General features: G+C 70.4%; 19 protein-coding genes and 1 riboswitch. Of the genes, 14 read left to right on the top strand and 5 right to left on the bottom strand.

Annotated features, from left to right (window positions below; all coding sequences use genetic code 11):
- The first annotated feature begins 20 nt into the window (after positions 1-20).
- Complete coding sequence (locus FB559_RS13350) at positions 21-1,109, top strand: RICIN domain-containing protein (protein WP_141955910.1); 1,089 nt, start codon at positions 21-23, stop codon at positions 1,107-1,109.
- A gap of 28 nt (positions 1,110-1,137) precedes the next feature.
- On the opposite strand, the gene FB559_RS13345 is transcribed toward FB559_RS13350, so the two are convergent.
- Positions 1,138-3,336: an ATP-binding protein gene (locus tag FB559_RS13345; protein WP_185792183.1), complete on the bottom strand. Its 2,199-nt coding sequence runs from the start codon at positions 3,334-3,336 to the stop codon at positions 1,138-1,140.
- Between the two features lie 304 nt (positions 3,337-3,640).
- On the opposite strand from FB559_RS13345, the gene FB559_RS13340 reads away from it, so the two are divergent.
- The 5 genes from FB559_RS13340 to FB559_RS13320 all read left to right on the top strand — a co-directional run bounded on the left by FB559_RS13340 (position 3,641) and on the right by FB559_RS13320 (position 9,905).
- On the top strand, positions 3,641-5,671 hold the full coding sequence (locus FB559_RS13340) for an AAA family ATPase (RefSeq protein WP_141955908.1): 2,031 nt from the start codon (positions 3,641-3,643) through the stop codon (positions 5,669-5,671).
- A 197-nt stretch (positions 5,672-5,868) separates the two neighbouring features.
- Positions 5,869-6,453, top strand: coding sequence for an RNA polymerase sigma factor (locus tag FB559_RS13335; protein WP_141955907.1), 585 nt, complete (start codon positions 5,869-5,871; stop codon positions 6,451-6,453).
- A gap of 11 nt (positions 6,454-6,464) precedes the next feature.
- Positions 6,465-7,508 (top strand): CU044_5270 family protein, encoded by a 1,044-nt coding sequence (locus FB559_RS13330; protein WP_141955906.1) that lies wholly within the window; start codon positions 6,465-6,467, stop codon positions 7,506-7,508.
- Between the two features lie 65 nt (positions 7,509-7,573).
- A complete protein-coding gene (locus tag FB559_RS13325; protein WP_141955905.1) occupies positions 7,574-8,866 on the top strand; it encodes a M18 family aminopeptidase in 1,293 nt (430 codons plus the stop codon).
- A 133-nt stretch (positions 8,867-8,999) separates the two neighbouring features.
- Entirely contained in the window at positions 9,000-9,905 is a 906-nt protein-coding gene (locus tag FB559_RS13320) for an AraC family transcriptional regulator (protein ID WP_141955904.1), read from the top strand.
- Positions 9,906-10,014: 109 nt separating this feature from the next.
- Here FB559_RS13320 and FB559_RS13315 read toward each other — a convergent pair whose 3' ends face one another.
- Positions 10,015-10,617 carry a TetR/AcrR family transcriptional regulator gene (locus tag FB559_RS13315; RefSeq protein ID WP_246121561.1) on the bottom strand — a complete coding sequence of 201 codons (603 nt, stop codon included), beginning with the start codon at positions 10,615-10,617 and terminating at the stop codon, positions 10,015-10,017.
- 44 nt (positions 10,618-10,661) lie between these two features.
- Here FB559_RS13315 and FB559_RS13310 point away from each other — a divergent pair, with 44 nt between their 5' ends.
- The 6 genes from FB559_RS13310 to FB559_RS13285 all read left to right on the top strand — a co-directional run bounded on the left by FB559_RS13310 (position 10,662) and on the right by FB559_RS13285 (position 17,247).
- On the top strand, positions 10,662-11,039 hold the full coding sequence (locus tag FB559_RS13310; RefSeq protein WP_221640005.1) for a Rossmann-fold NAD(P)-binding domain-containing protein: 378 nt from the start codon (positions 10,662-10,664) through the stop codon (positions 11,037-11,039).
- Positions 11,040-11,138: 99 nt separating this feature from the next.
- Entirely contained in the window at positions 11,139-12,272 is a 1,134-nt protein-coding gene (gene hemE / locus FB559_RS13305; RefSeq protein ID WP_141955902.1) for a uroporphyrinogen decarboxylase, read from the top strand.
- A 182-nt stretch (positions 12,273-12,454) separates the two neighbouring features.
- On the top strand, positions 12,455-12,670 hold the full coding sequence (locus tag FB559_RS13300; RefSeq protein WP_221640004.1) for a CbtB domain-containing protein: 216 nt from the start codon (positions 12,455-12,457) through the stop codon (positions 12,668-12,670).
- Positions 12,671-12,695: 25 nt separating this feature from the next.
- Positions 12,696-13,553 (top strand): CbtA family protein, encoded by an 858-nt coding sequence (locus tag FB559_RS13295; protein ID WP_141955901.1) that lies wholly within the window; start codon positions 12,696-12,698, stop codon positions 13,551-13,553.
- 124 nt (positions 13,554-13,677) lie between these two features.
- Positions 13,678-13,893: riboswitch (cobalamin riboswitch) on the top strand.
- A gap of 97 nt (positions 13,894-13,990) precedes the next feature.
- Complete coding sequence (locus tag FB559_RS13290; protein ID WP_141955900.1) at positions 13,991-16,252, top strand: ribonucleoside-diphosphate reductase subunit alpha; 2,262 nt, start codon at positions 13,991-13,993, stop codon at positions 16,250-16,252.
- Positions 16,249-17,247 (top strand): ribonucleotide-diphosphate reductase subunit beta, encoded by a 999-nt coding sequence (locus FB559_RS13285; RefSeq protein WP_141955899.1) that lies wholly within the window; start codon positions 16,249-16,251, stop codon positions 17,245-17,247. The genes FB559_RS13290 and FB559_RS13285 overlap by 4 nt, the downstream gene beginning before the upstream one ends.
- Positions 17,248-17,270: 23 nt before the next feature.
- On the opposite strand, the gene FB559_RS13280 is transcribed toward FB559_RS13285, so the two are convergent.
- Positions 17,271-18,533, bottom strand: coding sequence for a GAF domain-containing sensor histidine kinase (locus tag FB559_RS13280; RefSeq protein WP_185792182.1), 1,263 nt, complete (start codon positions 18,531-18,533; stop codon positions 17,271-17,273).
- A gap of 174 nt (positions 18,534-18,707) precedes the next feature.
- Between FB559_RS13280 and FB559_RS13275 the strand changes: the two genes are divergently transcribed.
- Together FB559_RS13275 and FB559_RS13270 are read left to right on the top strand one after the other, a co-directional pair.
- Positions 18,708-19,256: an RNA polymerase sigma factor gene (locus FB559_RS13275; RefSeq protein ID WP_185792181.1), complete on the top strand. Its 549-nt coding sequence runs from the start codon at positions 18,708-18,710 to the stop codon at positions 19,254-19,256.
- Positions 19,256-20,515 carry a hypothetical protein gene (locus tag FB559_RS13270; protein WP_141955896.1) on the top strand — a complete coding sequence of 420 codons (1,260 nt, stop codon included), beginning with the start codon at positions 19,256-19,258 and terminating at the stop codon, positions 20,513-20,515. The genes FB559_RS13275 and FB559_RS13270 overlap by 1 nt, the downstream gene beginning before the upstream one ends.
- Before the next feature lie 54 nt (positions 20,516-20,569).
- On the opposite strand, the gene FB559_RS13265 is transcribed toward FB559_RS13270, so the two are convergent.
- Both FB559_RS13265 and FB559_RS13260 read right to left on the bottom strand, forming a co-directional pair.
- Complete coding sequence (locus tag FB559_RS13265) at positions 20,570-20,758, bottom strand: response regulator transcription factor (RefSeq protein WP_246122454.1); 189 nt, start codon at positions 20,756-20,758, stop codon at positions 20,570-20,572.
- A 125-nt stretch (positions 20,759-20,883) separates the two neighbouring features.
- Positions 20,884-22,608, bottom strand: coding sequence for a DUF4132 domain-containing protein (locus FB559_RS13260; RefSeq protein WP_141955895.1), 1,725 nt, complete (start codon positions 22,606-22,608; stop codon positions 20,884-20,886).
- Positions 22,609-22,632: the final 24 nt, after the last annotated feature.

Raw genomic sequence — 22,632 nt, 5'->3', positions numbered from 1 at the left:
TACGTCTAAGGAGAATTGTCGTGTCTTCCCAGTCAGAGTCCGGCGACCGCGCGAAGTCGCTCGGGGTGCGCCGGTCCGTCGAGTTGCCGGAGACGGACGTCACCGCGGCCGGGGACCTGGCACCGGCCGCCGACGCGGAGCCGGCGGGGGAAAGCGACGGGTCCGGCCTCGCCGATGAGGCCGCCGGCTCCACCGAGGCCGATCGGACCTCGGTGGAGGAGACCGGCCAAGCCGCGGAGTCGCCGGCGGACGCGGCCGAGAAGGAGAAGAAGGCGGTTCCGGCCGCCGAGGTGGCAGTGACGCCGCCGGCGGTGAGCGGTGCCGCCGCAGGTGACGGGATGCCACCGGACCGGCCGAAGAAGACCGTTCTCGCGGCGGTGGCGATCGGTGGGGCCGTGGTGCTCGCGATTCCGCTTCTGTTGATCGGAACAGGGGCGCATCACGAGAAGAAACAGCGGACCGCCGCCGCGGCCAACACCGTGCTGCCCGGTGACGGTCAGCAGCCCGGTGCGTTCACCTCGGCGTCGCCGACGGCCACTCCGTCGCCGTCCGCCTCGGCGAAGAAGAAGGCCAAGCCCAAGGAGAGCAAGAAGGCCGGCGCGGCGAAGAAGAAGGTGGCCGCGAGCGCGAAGAAGTCCGGGTTCGCGGGCGTCTCCAACGTGCTGTTGAAGAACGCCGCGAGCGGGCTGTGCGCCGACGTGCCGGGGTACGGGAAAGGGTCGACCGACGGCCCCGTCGCCCAGTACTACTGTGCGCTCGGCGACGCCGACAACCAGGTCTGGTCGCTCGGCGTGATGCGCGACATGAAGGGTCCGCACGGTACCGCCCTCTTCACGATCCGCAACACCAAGGACGACTACTGCATGGACCTGCCCGGTTACAGCGGTGTGTCGGCCGGTACGAAGGTGACCGAGTACTACTGCCGGCCCAAGGGCGACAACCAGCTCTGGTACCGGTCGCACACCCGCGGGCACCTCTACCGCCTCCGTAGCTACTCGAGCCACGGGCTGTGCCTGGGCTCGACCGGGCGCTCGCACGCCAGGGACAAGCAACTCGAGATCCACAAGTGTGGAAGCGGAGACGAGTGGTCGTGGCCGAGCGGCGAATGATCACGGGCGCCCCGCTCACCGTACGGGGTCAGCTCACTCGTGGTTCGGAGTCCTCCGGCCAGGTGTCGTCGGGCACGGGGTCGCACGGATGCCCGTTCCACTGCTGGAGGCGGTCGAGCTGGTCCAGGTGGCGCCGGGCCGCGTCCGCCGCGTGCTGGGCCTCCGCGCGTACGCAGGGGTCGTCCGCCATCGCGGACGCGTGGTCGAACCAGAGCGCCGCCTCGGCGTGCTGGTCGTCCTCGGCACAGCGGTTGCCGGCCCGGAGCGCCGCATCGATCAGCTCGTCCCGCGCGACCAGGGGTCCCGCGGCCATCAGGTGGCGAGCGATCTGTACGGGGTGGCGGTTCCGCAGCTCGCCCAGCCCGCGTGCCGCCGCCGCGTGCAGGACCTGGCGCCGGGCGGGGGTGAGGTCGTGCAACACCAGATCGCGGGCGAGATCGGGCATGAGGTAACGCCCCGGCCGACCGGGCGCGGTGCCGTCCTCCCAGTTCAGCACCCGGGCGATGACGGCCGCGTCGAGAATGGACAGGAGTTCCTCGCGCGTGATCGTCCGGATCTGCAGGAGGAGTTCGATGTCGAGTTCCCCGCCGGTGACCGCGATCGCCTCCAGCATCCTGCGCACCCGTTCGTCCAGCAGGTCCATCCGCGCGCGCAGCACCCTGCTGACGGAGGCGGGGAGCTGCGCGTCGGGACCGGTGCGCCGGTCGCTGGGCAGCTCGAGGATCTCGGTGATCAGGAAGGGGTTGCCCTCGCCGCGCCGGTGCAGTGCCGCCGCCTCACGCTGGTGGAGCTCGGTGCCCGGGATCCCCGGGGTGAACGGGGTGGAGTGCCGCTTCATCAAATCGTGGACGTCCGCGACGGTGAGCGGTCCCAGCGGCAGCAGGGTGGCGCGGCACTGCCGGACGAGCAGCGCCAGCAGCTCGCGCAGGCCCACGTCGTCGGTGTCCTGCGTCGTGCAGACCACGACCATCGGCACGTCGCGCAGCAACCTGGCGTACATGCCGAGCATGCGCCGGAAACGAGGGTCGGCGCGGTGCAGGTCCTCGATCAGGCAGATGGTGGGCTGCTCGGCGAGCCGCTCCGCCAGGTCGCGGGCGACCGCCTCGGGCCCTCCCTCCATACGGAGATCCGGGTACAGCGCCGACAGCAGCTGACCGAGGGGGTTGAACCGTTCGTCACGCGCCTCCTCCTCCGCCGCGATGTCGAGGCCGCAGCGGACCCACACGACACGGAACGCGGCGTCCGCGGAGCGCGACGCGAACTCCTCGGCGAGCCGGGTCTTGCCGATGCCCGCCTCTCCGGAGAGCAGGACCCAGCGGATGTTCCCCTGAGTCGCGTCGTGCAGGAGTTCGTCGAACCGGGCCAGCTCATCCGCCCGGCCGACGAGCGGGCCTGCCGCGCCCGCGGGCTGCCGGGGAGGCGCGGCGGGTGCGGCGCGGGACGGGAAGGAGGCCGGTGCGGGCAGATCCTGGCGAAGAACCCCCAGGTGGACGGCGCTCAGTTCGGGGCCGGGTACGGCGCCCAGCTCGTCGGCGAGCAGCGCGCGGATCGTCTCGAAGCTCCGCAGCGCCTCCGCGGACCGGCCCGCCAGGTAGAGGGCACGCATCAGCAGGGCCCATGCCGCCTCGCGCAGCGGAGCCCGCGTCGCGAGCTCCTCGGCGATGAGCACGGCCTTCTCCGGTTCACCCTGCTGGAGGAGGATGGCGACCTTGAGCTCGCCGGCGGCCATCCGGATCTCTTCGAGCCGCGCGATCTCGCGGGCCGCGAACGCGAGGTCCACGGCGTCGGCCAAGGGCGTCCCGCGCCACAGGCGCAGACCGCGCTCGACCTCGCGATGAGCGTCCTCGAGCCGCCCTCGGGCCAGCAGCCCGCGGCCGCGGTTGATCGCCTCTTCGAAGCGGTTCGTGTCGCGGGTGTCGGGCGGTGCCGTGAGCGTGTAGCCGGCCGGCCCGCTGACCAGCACGGTTCCCTGTCCGCGCAGCGCACGCTCCGGTTCCAGCACGTCGCGCAACCGGCTGATGTGGGAGTGGATGGAAGAGATGGCGCCGGCGGGCGGATGCCCTTCCCACAGGTCGTCGCACAGGCGATCCGCCGAGACCGGGTGGCCCTGCTCGACCAGGAGCCGAAGAAGCAGCACCCGGCGTTTGGGCGGGCCGAGGTTCAGCCGGACCTTACCGGACCATGCCTCCAGTGGGCCCAGCAGCCCGAACCTGACATGGTCGCTCAACCGTTCGCCTTCCGCGGGGTGGATATGACGACGTCGCGAGTCTCGTTTCCGCCGGCGGCTGAAGGGGGATCCTCGATGTCCTTTGACCCCTGGGGACATCGTGCACCTCTTGACTATCCACCTGACAGGTCGATGGCTGTTCATTCTTCGGTGCCGTCGGCGGCCGTAAGGCGACGAACAGGGATGGGACAAAGCCCGTTGTTCACGAGATTGCTCACAAGCGACGCAAGGTTGCCATAACGTTACGGATGATCAAGAGGAGGAGGGCGAAGCGGGGGACAGGCCCGCCTCGACCGACGCCGACATGAACCCTGAAACCCGTCGATTCACCAGCCTCGCCGAACGACTGCGTGCCGCGCGGCAGAGGACCTTTGTCGGGCGAGCCGCGGAGCTGGATCTGTTCCGCGCGGCATTGGACGATGCCGCGGAGTCTTTCGCGGTGCAGTTCCTGACCGGGCCGGGAGGGATCGGCAAGTCGACGCTGCTGCGTCGCTTCGCTGAGGAGGCCGCCGCGGCCGGGCGGACCGTCGTCGAGATCGACGGACATCAGGGTTCCCGAACCCCGGAGGCGTTCGAGGCCGACGCGGCCACGATGTTCACCCACGTCGGCGCGGTGCTGCTGGTCGACGACTTCGAGGCGTTCGAGCCGATCGAAGACTGGCTGAGAGAGCGCTTCCTGCCCCGGCTGCCCGCGGGTGCCCTGGTGGTCCTCGCGGGCCGGCGACCCCCGGATGCGATGTGGTTATCCGATCCTGGATGGGAGGACGTCCTGCGGGTCATCGCCGTGGGGGACCTACCGCGTGCCGACGCGGTCGCGCTGCTGACCGCACGCGGGGTGCCGTCCGCCCTGCACCCGGCGCTGCTCACCTTCGCGGGCGGCCATCCGCTGGCGCTCTCTCTGGCCGCGTCGGCGGAGCGGAACGGCGAGGGCGAGGACGCCGCGTGGACACCGCCCCAGGACGTGGTCGGGGCGTTGCTGACGCGGCTGGTCGGCCAGGTGCCGTCGCCGGTCCACCGGCAGGCCCTGGAGGTCAGCGCCCACGTACGGACGACCACCGAGGGGCTGCTGCGCGATGTGCTGCCGGAGGCCGACGCGGCCGCCCTGTTCGCCTGGCTGCGGCAACTGTCGTTCATGGAGCCGGCTTCCTCGGGGATCCGCCCGCATGACGTGATCCGCGAGATTCTCGACATCGATCTGTCCTGGCGCGACCCGCAGCGATACGAGGACATGCACCGCGGGCTCATCCGTCATTTCGTCGCCGAGGTGCGGGCCGGTTCCGACCCGGTCGGCTTCGCCCAGATGGAAGCGCTGCTCTACCTCCTGTGGGACGGCTCGAGCCTGTTCAGCGAACGTGACGCACCCCACGTACACGAAGACGTGCTCCGGTCGGGCGACCGGGACACGATTCTGGAGATCGCGGCCAAGAGGACCAACGAGGAGACGGCCGCCATCGTGGGGTTCTGGCTGGAGCGGCGGCCCGAGACGTTCGCCGTCTTCCGGGATTCGGTCACCGGGGAGCCGGCCGGGTACATGGTGTCGCTCCGGCTCACCGCGCCCGATGACGAGGAGAACTCCGTCGACCCGGTCGTGGCGGAGGCGTGGTCGTACGTCCGCCGGATGAGCCCTCTGCGCGACGGGGAGCATCTCGCGATCGTTCGGTGCATGCTGTCACGCGACTCTTTCCCCTCACCGGTCGGTGATCTCATCGCGGCACGGGTCGCGACCATCGCGATCAGGTCCGAGGGCGTGGCCTGGATCTGTCTCGTGCTGTCGGACCCGGACAGGTGGAAGCGGTTCGCCGTCTTCGGCGAACAGGACGCCCTGCTCGTCTCGGTCGGAGACCGGACCTTCGGCCTGCTCTGCCGGAACTGGCAGGAGACAAGCCCGGAGGCCTGGCTCGAACAGCTCAAACCGCGCAGGACGTCCCAGCCGGTCAGGATGCCGCACGACCGCTTCGTGCGCAGATACGAGGTTCTCTCGCGCGCCGAGTTCGACGCGGCGGTCCGCGGCGCGTTGCGCTCGTGGAACCGGCCGGACGCCCTCGCGAACAGCCCGCTGATCCCGACGCGCGTGGTCGCCGAGGCGGGTCCTGAACCCGTCGACGCACTGCGAAGGGTGCTGCGGGAGACGGTCGAGCGGCTCGACGCCGACCCGCGCGACGCGAAACTGCACCGGGCGATCACGATGACGTTCATGCAGAACACCCCGACCCAGCAGGCCGCGGCGGACCGGCTGGGCCTGCCGTTCAGCACCTACCGCCGGCACCTGACCCGTGGCCTGGACCGCGTCTGCGAACTCCTGTGGCGCCGCGAGCTCCTGGGCGAGCGCCGATGATCCGTCGTTCCCACCCTCCGATCACCGGGGCCGGCCTTTCCCGCGTACGCGAGGTCCTCTCCGGCGGCATTTGATCCCCGGGATCGGGAACCGCCCGGCGTGGTTCGGTCGAGTAGGGGTGAGCCCTGCCGGACACCGAGAGGATGCCCCGATGAACGGACGCTGTTTCCACGCCCCCGAGCGGCTCGGGTGACGGCGTGACCGAACCCGAGCCTGTGTCCGATCGCGTGCTCATCGAGCGGTCGCTCACCGAACCCGAGCGTTTCGCCGCGGTGTTCGACCGCCACTGCACCGAGATATTCCGCTATCTGGCGCGCCGCCTGGGACCCGACCTCGCCGAGGACGCGACGGCGGAGACGTTCCTGACCGCGTTCCGCAAGCGCGGCGGTTTCTCCGCGGAGCGGCAGGACGCCCGGCCGTGGCTGTACGGCATCGCGACGAGGACCGTCGGCGAGCATCGTCGCGCCGAGCGCCGTCGCCGGAAGGCGCTCGGCCGTGTGGACCTGCCGGCCACGGCCGAGCCGTTCGAGGAGGGGGTGGCGGGGCGGGTGACCGCCCAGCAACTGGGCGGGCGGCTCACCGGGGCCCTCGGCGGGCTGTCCACGGCCGAGCGTGACCTCCTGCTCCTGATCGCCTGGGCGGACCTGACGTACGAGGAGGCGGCCGAGGCCCTGGGCGTACCCGTCGGCACGGTCCGCTCCCGGCTGCACCGCGCCCGCAAGAAGGCGCGCAAGGCCCTCGGCGGTATCGATCCGCTGTCCATCACCGAGACGCTTGCATGAGGAGACAGGACATGGACGAGATCGAACTCCTGCGGGCGGCACGCCCCGACGTGCCGGCCTACCCGGACGAGGCGCGGGAGACGGCCCGTGCGGCGCTGGCCACGGCCGCCGTGCCCGCCGCGCGCCCGTGGTCGCAGCGGTGGCGACGGGCCTGGCGGCTCCGGTGGGGCCTGGCGGCCACCGCGGCCGGCCTGGCGGTCGCGGTCGGCGCGGCAGCCGTCCTCCAGCAGACCGGCACGCATGGGACCGGCGGCCACGCACCGCGCCCGGACCGTACCGGCACGGTGGTCGACGCGGCTCAGGTGCTGTCCCTCGCCGCGAACACCGTCGAGACGCGCCCGGCGATACGCCCGCGAGCCCACCAGTGGGCCTACGTCGAACGGATGGACCTTTCGAGCCAGCGGCACGTGGAGATCAACGGCGTGCCCCCCGGCAAGCCGATGGTCGCGGAGATCTGGACGCGGTTCGACGGCACACGGGAGGCGTCGCTGGGTGACAACATCATCGGCGTCGATCCCCACCGTCTCCACATGAGCAAGCTCGATCACGACGCCGACGAGACGACCCCGCTGCAGGACTACGCTCACCTCGCCTCCCTGCCGACCGATCCCCAGGCACTCGTGAAGAAGCTCTGCCACGGTGGCCCGGCCACCGCCGACCAGACCTCGTGCGTCTTCCCCATCGCGGTCAAGCTTCTGGCCAACGTGGCGATGCCGCCGAAGCTCCAGGCCACCTTCTATCGGGTACTCGCGACCCTTCCGCACATCGTCGTGAAACGGGACGTGGTCGACCTGGCCGGACGCCACGACATCGCGGTGGCCGAGGCGTATCCCGACGACTTCCAGAGCGAGGCGATCCTGCTCGACCCGCACACCTATGAGTACCGCGGCGAACGCCTGGACTGGACGGTGGACCCGAACGAGGCACCCCCCGCACCGGGCCGGACGCCGCCGCGGGTGCTCCACTCGCCCACGGAGGCCCGGGCCCGGCACGAGTTCACCGAGACCATCCGGATCGCGTCGGGTGTCGTCGACCGGCCAGGAACCCGCCCCTGACGGCCCGGCCGGTCTGCCGGAGGGCTGTTGGACAACGAGGGCCGCCGCGTCTCTACTCTTGCCCTATGAACGCGCAGCCTCACTTCGACCGCGGGCACACCGACGACCTGGCGGCCTTCATCGCGGCCTGCCCATCGCCGTACCACGTGGTGGCGACGGTCGCCGAGCGTCTGGAGAAGGCGGGATTCGCGCAGGTCGCGGAGACCGACGCCTGGGGCGGTGAGTCCGGTGGACGCTTCGTCGTACGCGGCGGGGCGATCGTCGCCTGGTTCGTTCCGGAGGGGGCGACACCGGCGACACCGTTCCGGATCGTCGGGGCGCACACCGACTCGCCCAACCTGCGCGTCAAGCCGCGTCCGGACTCGGGTGCACACGGCTGGCGGCAGGTCGCGGTCGAGATCTATGGCGGGCCGCTGCTCAACAGCTGGCTCGACCGCGACCTCGGGCTGTCCGGCCGGCTCGTGCTGCGGGACGGCGGTACGCGTCTGATCGCCGTCGACCGGCCCCTGCTGAGAGTGCCGCAGCTCGCGATCCACCTCGACGGAAAGGTCAACGAGCAGGGGCTCGTACTCGACCGGCAGCGGCACATGCAGCCTGTGTGGGGTCTCGGTGCGGTCGACGAGGGCGCGCTGATCCGGTTCGCCGCCGGGGAGGCGGGCGTCGAGGCATCGGAGGTGGTCGGCTGGGACCTCATGGTCCACGACGTCCAGCCTCCCGCGTACCTGGGACGTGACCGGGAGTTCCTCGCCGCCGCACGGCTGGACAACCAGCTGTCCGTGCATGCCGCCACCGCCGCGCTCGCGGCTGCCGCCGGATCCTCCGATCTTCCGTACGTGCCGGTGCTGGCCGCCTTCGACCATGAGGAGACCGGCAGCGAGTCCGACACCGGCGCCGGAGGGCCGCTGCTCGGCAGGATCCTGGAACGGTCGGTCTCCGTGCGCGGCGGATCGTATGAGGACCGGGCGCGGGCCTTCGCCGGGACCATCTGCGTGTCCGCCGACACCGGCCACGCCGTGCACCCGAACTACGCGGAGAGGCACGACCCGACGCACCGGCCGATGCCGGGCGGAGGCCCCATTCTCAAGGTCAACGTCAACCAGCGGTACGCGACCGACGGTGTGGGCCGTGGTGTCTTCGCCGAGGCCTGCGACCGGGCCGGTGTGCCGCTCCAGGAGTTCGTCTCCAACAACGCGATGCCGTGTGGCACGACGATCGGCCCGATCACGGCGGCCCGGTACGGCATCACCACGGTGGACGTGGGCGTACCGATGCTGTCCATGCACTCGGCACGTGAGCTGTGCGGCGCGGACGATCCGTTCCTGCTGGCGAACGCGCTGAAGGCCTTTCTGGAGGCCTGAGCGGTCTTGCGCTCCGGGGATATCGACAACTCGATATAAAACATCGCCACCAGCGGAAACGTTGGAATGAGGACCTTGACTCTTGCCTGATCCTCCCGTTGTGGCGACTATCGGCCGGTGCTTCAATCGGGTCGTGGACCTTGATGAGCTGCGTACCCTGCTCGCCCGCCATGCCCGATCCGACGCGACCACCGCCATCGACGGCGTCCTGGTCTCCAAGGTCGAGCAGGCGACCGCGCCGTCGCCGGCGATGTCGGGGACGGTCCTGGCGCTGATAGCGCAGGGCGCGAAACGGATCGCGCTGGGCGACCGCGTGTACGAGTACCGCGCCGGGCAGTACCTCGTCGCGTCGGTCGACCTGCCGATCACCGGTCACTACACCGAGGCCGGCCCCGAGCGGCCTGCACTGGGCTTCGGGCTCACCCTGCACCCGGCCGCCATCGCCGAGCTGCTGCTGGAGGCGGACCCCGGAGACCTCCCGCCCGCCGGCGGCGGGGCGCCGTCCGGCATGGCCGTCAGTGACGCGCCCGGCGAACTCGTCGACGCGGTGATCCGGCTGCTGCGTCTGCTCGACCGGCCACGCGACATGACGGTGCTCGCACCGATGATCAAACGGGAGATCCTCTGGCGGCTCATCGCCGGCGAGCAGGGCGCCGTCGTCCGCCATCTGGGCCTCGCCGACAGCAGCCTCACCCACATCGCCCGAGCGGTCCGGTGGATCCGCGAGCACTACCCGCAGTCCTTCCGCGTGGAGGACCTGGCGCGGCTCTGCGGGATGAGCCTGTCGGCGTTCTACCGCAACTTCCACGCCGTGACCGCGATGAGCCCGATCCAGTTCCAGAAACAGATCCGGCTGCAGGAGGCCCGGCTCCTGCTCGCCACGCATCCGGGCGACGTCACCGGGATCGGCTACCGCGTCGGCTACGACAGCCCGTCACAGTTCAGCCGCGAATACCGCCGCCGGTTCGGCGTCCCACCGAGCCAGGACGCCGCACACCTGCGCGGCTCGACGCTCCACCCCGCGCCGACTCTCGCATAACACCAGGATTCCCGCCGGCCGCGGTGTCAGCCCTGCGGCGGATTCCGACCTGATGCATGAGAAGAGCCACCTTTCTCGACCGGTTCCTGTGCCCGCCGCCGGCGCCGTATCAGCTTCCGGGGCAGGCCTTCGTCGACGGGACGGCCGCGGAGAGGGTGCGCAGATCCTCGAAGGTCCGGGAGAGATGCGCGTCCAGGCTATGTGAGGGGTCATCGATCCAGGCCTGGACCGCCTGGTGGAAGACGGCCCAGCCGGTCTGCGCGGCCAGGCCCGCCAGCCGGTCGTCAACATCGCGCTGCCGCAGCGCCTGGGTCAGGGCTTCGGTGAGCGACGCGGCCTTGGCCAACTCGCGTTCGCGCAGCGCCGGCGTCACGGCGATGACTTCCAGTCGTGGCTCGGAGAACGGGCGGTTCTCCTCGAGGATCCGTCCGGCCTTACGGAAGGCGCAGAGCAGTATTTCGAATGGCCGCAGACCATCGGGCGACTCGGCCACCGCCTCCACCAGTGCGGCGCGCACGGCGGCCTGGCCGTCGAAGAGCACCTCTCGCTTGTCCGGGAAGTGCCGGAAGAACGTGCGCTCGTTGACGCCGGCCCGGGCGGCGATCTCAGCCGTGGTGGTCTGGTCGAATCCGCGTTCCCGGTACAGCTCCGTGGTCCGGCTCGCTCCTACCGTCCACGGCCCCCGGGACCACGGCTTCGTCGGCATGCTCATCGCCACCGCACGAAAGAGCGGGATGTCGGCCTACGTCGGCGACGGTGGCAACCGGTGGCAACCGGTGGCCTGCGGTACACCGGCTCGACGCGGCGGTCTTGTTCCGCCTGGCACTGGAGAAGGCTCCTGCGGGCAGCGTGCTGCACGGAGCGGCCGAAAGCGGAGTCACCCTGAAGAGCGTCGCGGAGACGATCGCTCGAGGCCTCGATCTGCCCGCGGTCTCGCTGACCCCGGACGAGGCCGCCACGCACTTCGTCAGCCCGTTCATGGCCGTCGTCTACGGCTTCGACGCACCCGTCTCCAGCTCTCACACGCAGGAGCTGCTCGGCTGGTCGCCCACCCACCCGTCGCTGCTCGACGACCTGGAGCACGGCGACTACCTCGCCACGCCGACCCGACGGCCGGGGTCGGCGTGGTCATGACGGTGGGCGTGGGTAGGTTGGTCGCGCACCTTCACTTGTAGGGGGTGCGTGTGCCGATCGGGCTGGCCGGGCCCGCGTGTCTGGGCAGGACGGAAGAGCGTGGGCGTCGATATGCGGGAAGAGCCGGACGTCGATCACGTGGCGGGCGAGGCGCGGCCGAAGAAGCTGCTGTTGCGCGCGCTCGCGGGCGAGCGCACCGAGCGGCCACCGATCTGGCTCATGCGGCAGGCCGGGCGCTATCTGCCGGAGTACCACGACGTCCGCGAGGCCGCGGGCGGGATGGTGGGGCTGTGCAATTCGCCCGAGCACGCGGTCGAGGTCACCTTGCAACCGCTCCGGCGCTTCACGCTCGACGCCGCGATCCTGTTCGCGGACCTTCCCCAGATCGCGGCGGCGTTGGGGCAGACCCTGGAGTACCGGGTCGGTGACGGCCCCGTCCTCACGCCCCCGATCCGTTCGGCTTCGGACATCACCGAGATTTTGAGCGCGTCCCGTCTGCACGAACAACTGGCCCCGATCTATGAGACCGTCAGACGACTCACTCGCGCGCTGCCCGACGAGGTCACGTTGATCGGCTATGCCGGTGCGCCGTGGACGGTCGCGACCTACATGGTCGAAGGGCGCGGCGCCGGCGCCTCAGAGCACTCCGTCGTCAAGCAGTGGGCGCTGCGCGATCCAGACGGGTTCCAACCCCTGATCGACCTGCTCACGGCGGCCACCATCGAGTTCCTGGACCGTCAGATCCAGGCCGGTGCCGAAGCGATCCAGCTGTTCGAGAGCTGGGCCGGAATACTCCCCGACCCGCTGTTCCGGCGTTGGTGCGTCACGCCGGTCGCCGCCATCGTCGCGGCGCTGAAGGCGAAGCATCCGCGTGTTCCCATCATCGCCTTTCCGCGCGGCGCGGGGCTTGCCTACAACGGCTTCGCCGAGGCGACCGGCGTGGACTGCGTCGGGCTCGACTCGACGGTGCCTGTGGAGTGGGCCGCACAGAAGGTGCAGCACGAGCTCGGCCGATGCGTGCAGGGCAACCTCGACCCCCAGCTCCTGGTCGCAGGCGGGCCCGCACTCCACGCGGAGACAGACCGCATCCTGAACGCGCTCAGCGGCGGCCCGTTCGTGTTCAACCTCGGACACGGCATCGTCAAGACCACACCCCCCGAGCATGTGGCCGCTCTCGCCCGGCAGGTACGGACCTCGCCGGGCACGGGCCACCTGCGGCGTGGCCTGCTGTGACGTTGACCGCGAGGAGACGTGGCCGTACGATCCGGACGAAAGCGACGGTCGGAGGAAGCCGGTGAAAAGCCGGGCGGTCGCGCCACTGTGTTCCATCCCCGCGGGGATGGAGAGTCAGACCCTCCACTGTCGATCGCGCTCCACCCGTACGAGGGACGCAGGATCCCTGAGGAGGCATTGACATGAGCATGTCCACGCTGCCCACCACCCGCACCACGCCCGTCGTGCTGCCCGGCACCCGGGCGGCCCTGTGGCTGTTCGGCACCGTCGCGTTGTGCCTGGCCGCCTACTACTTCATCGGCGTCGACCAGGGTGCGACCTCGGTGTTCGGCAACAGCATGTACATCCACGAGTTCGTCCACGACGCCCGGCACTTCCTCGGCTTCCCCTGCCACTGATCCGATCAGAGACTGAGGAGTAGCCGTGGAACGGCGATTCATCGTGCGTGGGCTGCTGGTCGGGGCGATCGGAGGACTCCTGGCGTTCGTTTTCGCCAGGATCTTCGCCGAGCCGCAGATCCAGCGGGCCATCGATTATGAGAGCGGTCGTGATGCCGCCCAGGCCGTCCTGGACAAGGCGGCCGGTCTGACCGCTGAGACGGCCGGACCGGACCTGTTCAGCCGGACGATCCAGGCCAACGTCGGCATCGGCGTGGGCATGATCGCGTTCGGTGCGGCGATGGGCGGTCTGTACGCGGTCGCCTATGCCCTGGCCTGCGGCCGTACCGGGAAGCTGCGGCCACGGAACCTGGCGCTGCTGGTCGCGCTCGGCGGGTTCCTGGGGTTCTACCTGATCCCGTTCATCAAGTACCCGGCCAACCCGCCCGCCATCGGCCATGAGGAGACCATCCGCGATCGGAGCGGCCTGTATCTGGTGATGGTCGTGAGCTCGATCGCCTTCCTGGTGCTGGCGGTCTGGCTGGGCCAGCGGCTCAAACCGCGATTCGGGAACTGGAACGCGACCCTGCTCGCCGCGCTGGCGTGCGCGGTCGCGATAGGGATCGTGATGGCGCTGCTGCCCTCGCTCGGGCATCTGCACGCCAACGTCGAGCAGTTCGGCAGGCATCCCACCGAGACACCCCTGCCGCTGAAGGACCCCCAGGGCCGCATCGTCTACCCGGGCTTCCCGGCGGACGTGCTGTTCAATTTCCGCTTCTACTCGGTGGCCGCGCAGGCCATCCTGTGGGCGGCGATCGGCCTGTGCTTCGCACCCCTGGCCGAGCGGCTGTTCGCCGAGACCGCGCAGGCGCCCGGCACCGCACCCGAGCCGGTCACGGCCTGACGAACCGCCACACCGTCCCCGCTCCGGTCCTCCGGAGCGGGGATTCGTCATGCGGTTCAGGGCTCTCCTCGGCCGCGACACACGCAACATCTTGTAGTCCTACCTCCGGGTGGCCACTACATGTATGGTTCTCGGTGTTGCTGGTGCACCCGCGCCTCGTGTGGCGGGTGTCGTAAGAGGGAACCCGGTGTGAGTCCGGGACTGCCCCGCAGCGGTGAGCAGGAACGACCGCCGTCAACAGCACTGGGCCCCGGCCTGGGAAGCGACGGCCAGTAGGACACACCCGATCCGGGGTGTGGCGCCCGCGAGTCCGAAGACCTGCCAGTGACCCGTGCGCGGGAGCGCGCGGTCGTCCAGGCCTCGCGGGAGGGCCGGCGGCGGGGTCGTGTTCTCCGTGCGCGCCTTTCGTGAGGTGAAGCTCGCGAGGGAGAGAGCACGTGACACAACAGCTCATCGCGCCGCACACCACCATCACCAGCGCCGAACCCGCGCTCAAAGCCGAGGTCGAGCGCGCCTGCGCCGGGCTGCCGGACACCGATCCGAGGCGTATCGGCCTCACCGGTGATCTGGCCGAGGCCGTACGGCAGGCCGCTGCTCTGGTGGTCGCCGAGCCCGCCTACTCCACGGTGGCGGCCCGGTTGCTGGCCCGGCTGATCGCCGGCGAGACGGGCCCGTTGACGTTCGGCGCTTCGGTCGCGGCGGCACATGCGCAGGGTCTGCTCAATGACGAGACCGCCGCGTTCGTGGCCCGCAACGCGCCGGCCCTGGACGCGCTGGCCGACCATGACGCCGACGACCGGTTCACCTACTTCGGGCTGCGGACCGTCCATGACCGTTACCTGCTGCGGCACCCGGTGACGCGGCGGGTGCTGGAACGCCCGCAGTTCTTCTTCCTGCGCGTGGCGTGCGGGCTGGCCGAGACCGTCGCCGAGGCCGCGGAGCTGTACGGGCTGATGTCGCGCCTCGCGTACCTGCCCAGCTCGCCCACCCTGTTCAACTCGGGCGCCGCCCGCCCGCAGCTGTCCTCGTGCTTCCTGCTGGACTCGCCGCGCGACGAGCTGGAGGCGATCTACGAGCGGTACGGGCAGGTCGCGCGCCTCAGCAAGTACGCCGGCGGCATCGGGATCTCCTGGACCCGCGTACGCAGCCGAGGCTCGCTGATCCGCGGCACGAACGGGCACTCCAACGGCATCGTGCCGTGGCTGCGTACGCTCGACGCCAGCGTCGCGGCGGTCAACCAGGGCGGGCGGCGCAAGGGCGCGGCGTGCGTCTATCTCGAGCCGTGGCACGCCGACGTCGAGGAGTTCCTCGAACTGCGGGACAACACGGGGGAGGACGCCCGGCGTACGCACAACCTCAACCTGGCCAACTGGGTGCCGGATGAGTTCATGCGCCGCGTCGAGGCCGACGCGACCTGGTCGCTGTTCGACCCCAAGCAGGTGCCCGAGCTGGCCGACCTGTGGGGAGAGGAGTTCGACGCGGCCTACCGCGGGGCCGAGGCCGACGGCCGGTTCGTGCGCCAGGTCCCCGCGCGGCAACTGTACGGCGCGATGATGCGCACCCTCGCGCAGACCGGCAACGGGTGGATGACGTTCAAGGACGCCGCCAACCGTGCCTGCAACCAGACCGCCGAGCCCGGCAACGTCGTGCACCTGTCCAACCTGTGCACCGAGATCCTGGAGGTCACCGGCGACGCCGAGACCGCGGTGTGCAACCTCGGCTCGATCAACCTCGCCGCGCACGTGACCGACGACGGGCTGGACTGGACGCGGCTGCGTGCCACGGCCCGTACGGCCGTGCGGTTCCTGGACCGCACCATCGACCGCGGTTTCTATCCCACGCCGGAGGCGGCCGCGGCCAACCGGCGGTGGCGCCCGGTCGGCCTGGGCGTGATGGGCCTGGCCGACGTGTTCTTCCGGCTGCGGCTGGCGTTCGACTCGCCCGAGGCCCTGGAGCTGTCCACGCGCATCGCCGAGGAGATCGCGCTGGCCGCGTACGGCGAGTCGGCGGCGCTGGCGGCCGCGAACGGCCCGCACCCCTCCTATGACCGGACACGTGCCGCCCGCGGCGTGCTGCACCCGGACCACTGGCCGGACGCCACGCCGGTGCACGCCGCCGAGTGGGAGGCACTGCGCACGCGTATCGGTGAGGCCGGGCTGCGGAACTCGCTGCTGGTGGCGATCGCGCCGACGGCGACCATCGCCTCGATCGCCGGCTGTTTCGAGTGCATCGAGCCGCAGGTGTCCAACGTCTTCAAGCGCGAGACGCTGTCGGGGGAGTTCCTGCAGATCAACACCTACCTGGTCGCGGACCTGAAGAAGCGCGGGCTGTGGACGCCGCGCGTCCGCGACGCGATCAAACGCGCCGACGGCTCCGTGGCCGGCGTCGCGGAACTGCCCGCCGACCTGCGCACGCTTTACCGCACCGCATGGGAGCTGCCGCAGAAGGCGCTGATCGACCTGGCCGCCGCGCGCACGCCGTACGTCGACCAGTCCCAGTCGCTGAACCTGTTCATGGCCGCCCCGACCATCGGGAAGCTGTCCTCGATGTACGCCTACGCGTGGCGGTCGGGTCTGAAGACGACCTATTACCTGCGTTCGCGTCCGGCCACCCGCATCACCCAGACCACCGTCACGCCCGCCGCCGACGCCGTGGCGTGCTCCCTGGAGAACCCCGAGACCTGCGAGGCGTGCCAATGAGCCTGCTCGACCCCGGTATGGACCTGACGCTGCGCCCGATGCGCTACCCGGCCTTCTACGACCGGTTCCGCGCCGCGATCCGCAACACCTGGACGGTCGAGGAAGTCGACCTGCACTCCGACCTCGCCGACCTGGCCCGCCTCACGCCCGGCGAGGTGCACCTGGTCAACCGGCTGGTGGCCTTCTTCGCGACCGGCGACACCATCGTCGCCAACAACCTGGTGCTGAACCTCTACACCCACCTCAACGCGCCCGAGGCCCGGTTGTACCTGTCCCGGCAGCTGTACGAGGAGGCCGTGCACGTTCAGTTCTACCTGACCCTGCTCGACACCTACCTGCCCGACCATGACGAGCGGGTCAGGGCGTTCGCCGCCGTGGAGAACATCCCCTCCATCCGGGACAAGGCCGAGTTCTGCTTCCGCTGGATCGACTCCCTCGGCGCGATGGACCGGCTGCACAGCCGGGAGGACCGGCGGGCGTTCCTGCTCAACCTGGTCTGCTTCGCGGCCTGCATCGAGGGCCTGTTCTTCTACGGCGCCTTCGCCTACGTGTACTGGCTGCGCTCCCGCGGTCTGCTGGGCGGCCTCGCCTCGGGGACCAACTGGGTCTTCCGCGACGAGTCGATGCACATGGAGTTCGCGTTCAGCGTCGTGGACACCGTACGGGCCGAGGAGCCGGACCTGTTCGACGACGACCTGACCGCGCAGGTCACGCGGATGCTGGAGGAGGCGGTCGAGGCCGAGCTGGCCTTCGCCCGCGACCTGTGCGGCGAGGGACTGCCCGGCATGACCGCCACCGACATGCGCGCCTACCTGGAGAACGTCGCGGACCAGCGGCTGGCCCGGCTGGGCCTGCCGATCCGGTACGGCACCGCCAACCCGTTCGCGTTCATGGAGCTGCAGGACGTGCAGGAACTGTCCAACTTCTTCGAACGCCGCGTCTCGGCCTACCAGGTCGCCGTCGAAGGGACCGTCAGCCTCGACGAGACCTTCTGAGACCGGAACCGTGCGGGCCCGGTCTACGGACGGCCTTGAGGATCATCGAGGGCGGAAGACGGGATGCCGACGACGACCGACGTACCGCCGCCGACCGGGCTGGACACCTCCATCGTGCCCCCGACGGTGTCCACCCGGTCCTGGAGACCGATCAGGCCCGTGCCGCGCCGCAGGTCGGCGCCGCCGACGCCGTCGTCGCGGATCGTGAGCCGAAGATCGTCCCCGCTCGTGGCCACCAGGTCGATGTGCACGACGGAGGCGTTCGCGTGTTTGAGTACGTTCGCCAGCACCTCGGAGACGACGTAGTAGACGGTGATCTCGGCCGGCTCGGGCAGTCGCCGGTCGATGCGGATGTGGAGGTCGGTGCGTACGGGGCAGTGGCGCACGAGGGATTTGATCGCCCCCTTGAGCCCCATCTGCGTCAGGGTCGTGGGGTAGATGCCGCAGGAGATCTGCTGGATCTGGGCGACGACGTCCGACTGGCACTTGGCCGCGCTCGAGAGTGACCGCCGGAGCGCCTCGTTCTCGTCCGAGGCGTTCGTCTCCGCCTCCCGCAAGTAGAGCCCGAGCGCGATGAGGCGTTGCTGTGCTCCGTCGTGCAGGTCACGTTCGATACGGCGCTGCGCCGCGTCGGCCGCCGTGACCAGGCGGGCTCGTGAGGCGATGAGTTCCGCACGGTACTCCGCCTGCGCGATGGTGCAGGCGACGAGCTCGACGAAGTCCCCCATCCGCCTCTCGGTGTCCGCCGGCGCCGGCCGCGAGCCGAGGAACCGCAGCGCCAATTCGCCCCAGAGGCGGTTGTGCACGATGACCGGGCAGGACACCACCTGACTGACCCCATGTGACCTGAGCCATTCCCCGAGTTCGCCGGCGGTCGACCCCGACGCGCGGCGGGCCGACCGGCCGGTCTCGTACACCGCGGCGGCGGCGGTGTCGCCCATCGGCCAGCGTCCCCCGAACGGCACGCCCATCGCGGGGACACTCGGGTCGTTCCATTCGGCCAGGTGGCACATCATGCGCTCGGGCTCAAAACGGGCAATGGCGGCGTAGTCCGCGTCGAGGAGACCACCGAGCTCGCGGCATACGACCCAGAAGGTCTCCGAGGGCGGCGTCGTACCATGCGCCACGAGCATCGCCACGCGTCGCAGCGCTTCTTGTTTCGCCAGGGCCGTGCGAAGCCGGGTCCTGGTGGAGTCGGGGCAGTTCGCCCGTACGAAGGTCGTCGCGGCGTCCAGACCGTGCCGCAGTCGTCTTCGCAGCGTGGGGCGTAGGGACCAGATGCCCACCACAGAGCCCAGGGGCCAGCCGAAATTGGAATAAGGGACATCGCCCACATTACATCGGGAGGTCGACCCGCCCCAGGGTGCGTGGAGGCGAGTGGCACAGGCCCGCGCTTGAGCCGGTCGGGGGTTCTCTCGCGAAGAGTTGTGAACGAGGCGCGTTGGGAGGGACTTCTTGGTGTGAACGATCCCGAAGAACGGTTCACCGCCCTCTACGACCGGCACTATCGCCGGGTTCTCGCGTACGTCCTGCTCCGTGCCGAGCATGGCGTGGCCGAGGACGTGTCCAGCGAGACGTTCCTGGTCGCCTGGAGGCGGCTCGACGAGATGCCCGAGCAGACACTGCCGTGGCTGCTCGGAGTGGCACGCAACCTGCTCGCCAAACAGCGTGATTCGCGGCAGCGGAGGAAGGCGCTGCTCGACCGCATCACGGCCGGAGCGGTGGCGCAGGAGCAGCTGAATTGGGACGTCGCCGAACAGGTCGTCGACAAGGACGCAGCGCTCACCGCGCTGGCGTCGATGCCGGAAAAGGACCTGGAGGCGATGGCCCTGGCGACCTGGCACGGTCTTGATCCACAGGAGTCGGCCGCCGTGATGGGCTGCTCGGTCCGCGCGTACCACGCGCGGCTGCATCGTGCTCGCAAGCGCCTCGCCGCCGCCTTTTCCGCGGAGCCGGAGAGCCGTTCCTCCGTACGAAACGCCCATCACCGTCCCGTGAGGGAGATCTGATGCCGTACTCACCCCGATCCGGCGACGAGGACCACATGATCGACCGGATGTTCGCCCGGTTGGAGCCCGACGTGGGCGAGACGGTCGAGCAGACGTACGAGCGCCGCCGCTCGGCGGACCTCGACCGCGCCCTCCGCATGCCACACGCCCCCTCATCTCGCCTCTCCTCGCTCAGGAGCACTCTGATGACACGCCGTACCCGTCTCCTGATCTCCGGTGGGACCGCCGTGGCCGGCCTGGCGGCCGCCGCGATCATCGTTCCCGGTGCCGTCTCCGGGCACGCGGCCCGCGGCAAGGCGCCGGTCACGGCCTCCGGCGCGGCTGCCGGTACGACCGTGGACGCCCACTCGTTCCTGCTGACGGCGGCCGAGACCGCCGTACAGGAGCCCGCGCGGTCCGGCGAGTTCTGGTACACCGAGACCCGCACCACCTCGTTGATCAGAAGCATCCCGAGCGTCTACCAGGCCAAGATCGAAGCCCTCCGCAAAGAGCTGACGGCGAAGGAGACCGCGGCCCACGGCGATGCCGCCGCCCTACGGCGCGCTCGGCGGGAGACCGACGAGAAGGTGCGGCAGGTCAAACTGCACAGCGATCCGCCGTTCTCGGCGACCTCGTCCGAGACCGGCGAGACCTGGCGGGCCCGGCAGGCCGGAGGCGCCAACCGCAACGTGACCCGCCCCGACACCAAGGTCGCCTTCGGCTCGGCCCAGGACGAGGCCAGCTGGAAGGCCATGGGCTCGCCGGCACTGGTGAACGGCGGGCAGCGGACGTCCGAGGACCACCTCGACCGGGTCCTCTCGATCCCGAACCCGAGCCTGACCATCAGGAACGTCTCCGCGCTCCCCACCTCCGAGACCAAGCTCAAGAGCCGCCTCGAAGGGTTGTACAAGGAACGGTCGGGCGCCCAGCCGACCGACACGTTCGCCACCTACCTGTGGCAGACGGGGACCGACCTCCTCACCGCCCCGATCACTCCCGGCACCCGGGCCGCCCTGTTCCGTGTCCTTGCCGAACAGCACGGGCTGGAGGCCACGAGCCAGGTCCGCGACGCCGCCGGTCGCCGGGGAGTCGCCCTGAGCCTGACCGCACCCGGCGACGAGTCCACACGCGGCGACGTCGCGTACCGCATGATCATCGACCCGAGGACCGCCGAACTGCTGCAGATCGAGGTCAAGGACCAGCGCCCGGTCGCGCTGCTGACCCAGACGTTCGAGCGGATGGGCTGGGTCGACCGCCTCGGGCGGCAGCCGCAGGGCTGACCTCCGAGCCGGCCGGGGAGCCTCGCCAGACGCGAGGTTCCCCGGCTCGGCGTCTCACTCGGGGCGGTCGGCAGGAGCGTGGCGGAACTCCGCCGGTTGGTGCACTCGCAGGTCGCGCAGTTGCCGGCGGGAGTTCAGGCCGAGCTTCTTGAAGATGCTGCGCAGGTGAGCTTCGACCGCGCGCGGGCTGAGGAACAGCTGCCCGGCCGCCTCCTTGGAGGTGGCGCCATCGGCGACGAGCAGCGCGATCTGGCGTTCCTGCGCGGTGAGCAGGTCGAGCGGCGTGGAGGCCGGCTTGCGGGCACGCTCCCCAGGTCACGAGCCGTTCCTTTTGTCCTTGAGCCTGGACACAAAGTCCAGGCGTGAACCTAGGACGCGCTGCGGAGGAGGTCGTGGACGGCCTCGCTCATCGTGACCGGGTCGACCTCGCCGAGCGGCACCGAGTCCTTCGGCGAGGAGTCCGGGGCCGGGCCCGCCCACAGAGTGTTGATCTTCTGGTCCTCGCCTTCGCCGTACATGTAGTGGTGGAGACCGGGGCTCAGATCCGCCACGACGTACAGGCCCGCGGGGTCGCGCCGGGCGAGCCACCCGCCCGCGAAGTCGCCGTTGGCGTCCAAGGACTCCCAGCGTCCCTGGGAATGACCCTTGGCCTTGCCGTAGGGCAGTACGAGTCCCTCGACCCGGGCGAGCCGGTGCGCGGTGCGCTCGTCATCCGTGAGCCGGTAGACGGGGCGGCCGAGCTGGTCGAACGGCTGCAGGATCTCGTAGTCGGCGAGGAGTTCCGCCCAGGCGCCGAGGTCGTCGTCCAGCAGGATCGGGTGGCCGATGCTGACGCGGGCGCCTGGCGCCGGGGTGAACGGGGAGTCGTCGACGTCGGCGTACGTGTGGTCCTCGGCGACGCGGAAGGAGGTGCCACCGTCGGTGATCCACACGAGGCGGCGGACGATGTGCCCGAGCAGCGGGTGGGTGACGAACAGGGCATGGAAGTCGTCCGGCGTCCAGCTCCGCCGGGTGATCATGGCCAGTTCGAGCCGCTTGATCTCCCGATCGGCGATGGTCCGCAGATCCTTTTTGAGCCCGGTGAACAGGGCGTACGCGGCCGGAGCCAGGGCCGGGTCGTCCTTGGGGCCGGGCTTGGGCGCGCTCTTGCGCACCTTGCCGTTCGGCTCCACGACCAACGGGAGGAGCTGCCGGTCGAAGGTCACGGTGAAGCGGCGCGGGCCGTAGTCCAGGACGAGGGTGCCCTGGGCGTCCAGGCCGAAGTCCGGGACGGCGTGGTCGGCCAGCGCGTCCGGCGTGATGCCGCGCGCGGCGGCGATCTCGTCGATCTTCTGGATCGCCTTGGCCTTGAGGCCCTTGTAGTTGCCCCGGCGGGCCAGCTCGAACAGGTGGGTGAGGGCGACGTCGGAGCCGATCCCGCCGAGGACGTCCAGCGCGACGGCGGCCCGGCCGGTGCCGCCCTCGCCCGGCCAGACTCTGATCAGCGGGCTGAGTCGCCGTACCGTCGTGTCGTCGCCGATCAGGCCGAGCTGTGCCAGCGCCCAGTTGTGTCGGGTGGGCGCGCCCAGCGCGTACCAGCGCTGGAACAGAGCCCAGGAGAACTCGGCCAGCGAGTGCCGGTCGCAGAAATCGCGGACGGCGGCGACCTCGGGGGCCTTCTTGGCGAGCAGGTTCAGCAGGCACTTGGTCGCGTTCGCCGGCAGTGCACGGTCGCGGCCACGCGTGAGGACCTGCGGAAGCAGCGCCGGGTCGGCCCAGTCCACCTTCGTGCTGCGGGCGGGCTTGCCCGTGAGCACGTCGGGCAGGTCGTCACCGTCCGGTACGGCCGGCCGTGGCAGAAAGGCCTCGACGGCCACGGACGGCAGCGCCTCGGCCAGGCCGGGCTCCGCGTACAGCATCGCCCGCAGCAGCCCGGCCGCTCGGAGGCCACGGGTCGTGTCGTTGCCGGCCAAGGGTGCCAGCACCCGGAGCGCGTGCACCGGGTCGCGTTCGGCCGCCTCCTGCAAAGCGGCGGCTCCGTCTTTGGCGCCCACGTTGTCGAGCAGGACGGGGAGGGCGCGTCCGTCGGCGATCTCCAAAAGGGCCTCCGGCATTGTCGTAGGGGGTAGCTGAGTGCC

Origin of the sequence: Actinoallomurus bryophytorum (assembly GCF_006716425.1) — a bacterium.
GTDB lineage: Bacteria > Actinomycetota > Actinomycetes > Streptosporangiales > Streptosporangiaceae > Actinoallomurus > Actinoallomurus bryophytorum.
This window is presented reverse-complemented; position numbering and strand designations above follow the sequence as displayed.

Bases quoted from the DNA above. Each gene is read 5' to 3' on its own strand.
- FB559_RS13315 (WP_246121561.1), bottom strand. From the start codon at position 10,617: ATGAGCATGCCGACGAAGCCGTGGTCCCGGGGGCCGTGGACGGTAGGA.
- FB559_RS13270 (WP_141955896.1), top strand. From the start codon at position 19,256: ATGCCGTACTCACCCCGATCCGGCGACGAGGACCACATGATCGACCGG.
- FB559_RS13340 (WP_141955908.1), top strand. From the start codon at position 3,641: ATGAACCCTGAAACCCGTCGATTCACCAGCCTCGCCGAACGACTGCGT.
- FB559_RS13260 (WP_141955895.1), bottom strand. From the start codon at position 22,608: ATGCCGGAGGCCCTTTTGGAGATCGCCGACGGACGCGCCCTCCCCGTC.
- FB559_RS13300 (WP_221640004.1), top strand. From the start codon at position 12,455: ATGAGCATGTCCACGCTGCCCACCACCCGCACCACGCCCGTCGTGCTG.
- FB559_RS13330 (WP_141955906.1), top strand. From the start codon at position 6,465: ATGGACGAGATCGAACTCCTGCGGGCGGCACGCCCCGACGTGCCGGCC.
- FB559_RS13325 (WP_141955905.1), top strand. From the start codon at position 7,574: ATGAACGCGCAGCCTCACTTCGACCGCGGGCACACCGACGACCTGGCG.
- FB559_RS13285 (WP_141955899.1), top strand. From the start codon at position 16,249: ATGAGCCTGCTCGACCCCGGTATGGACCTGACGCTGCGCCCGATGCGC.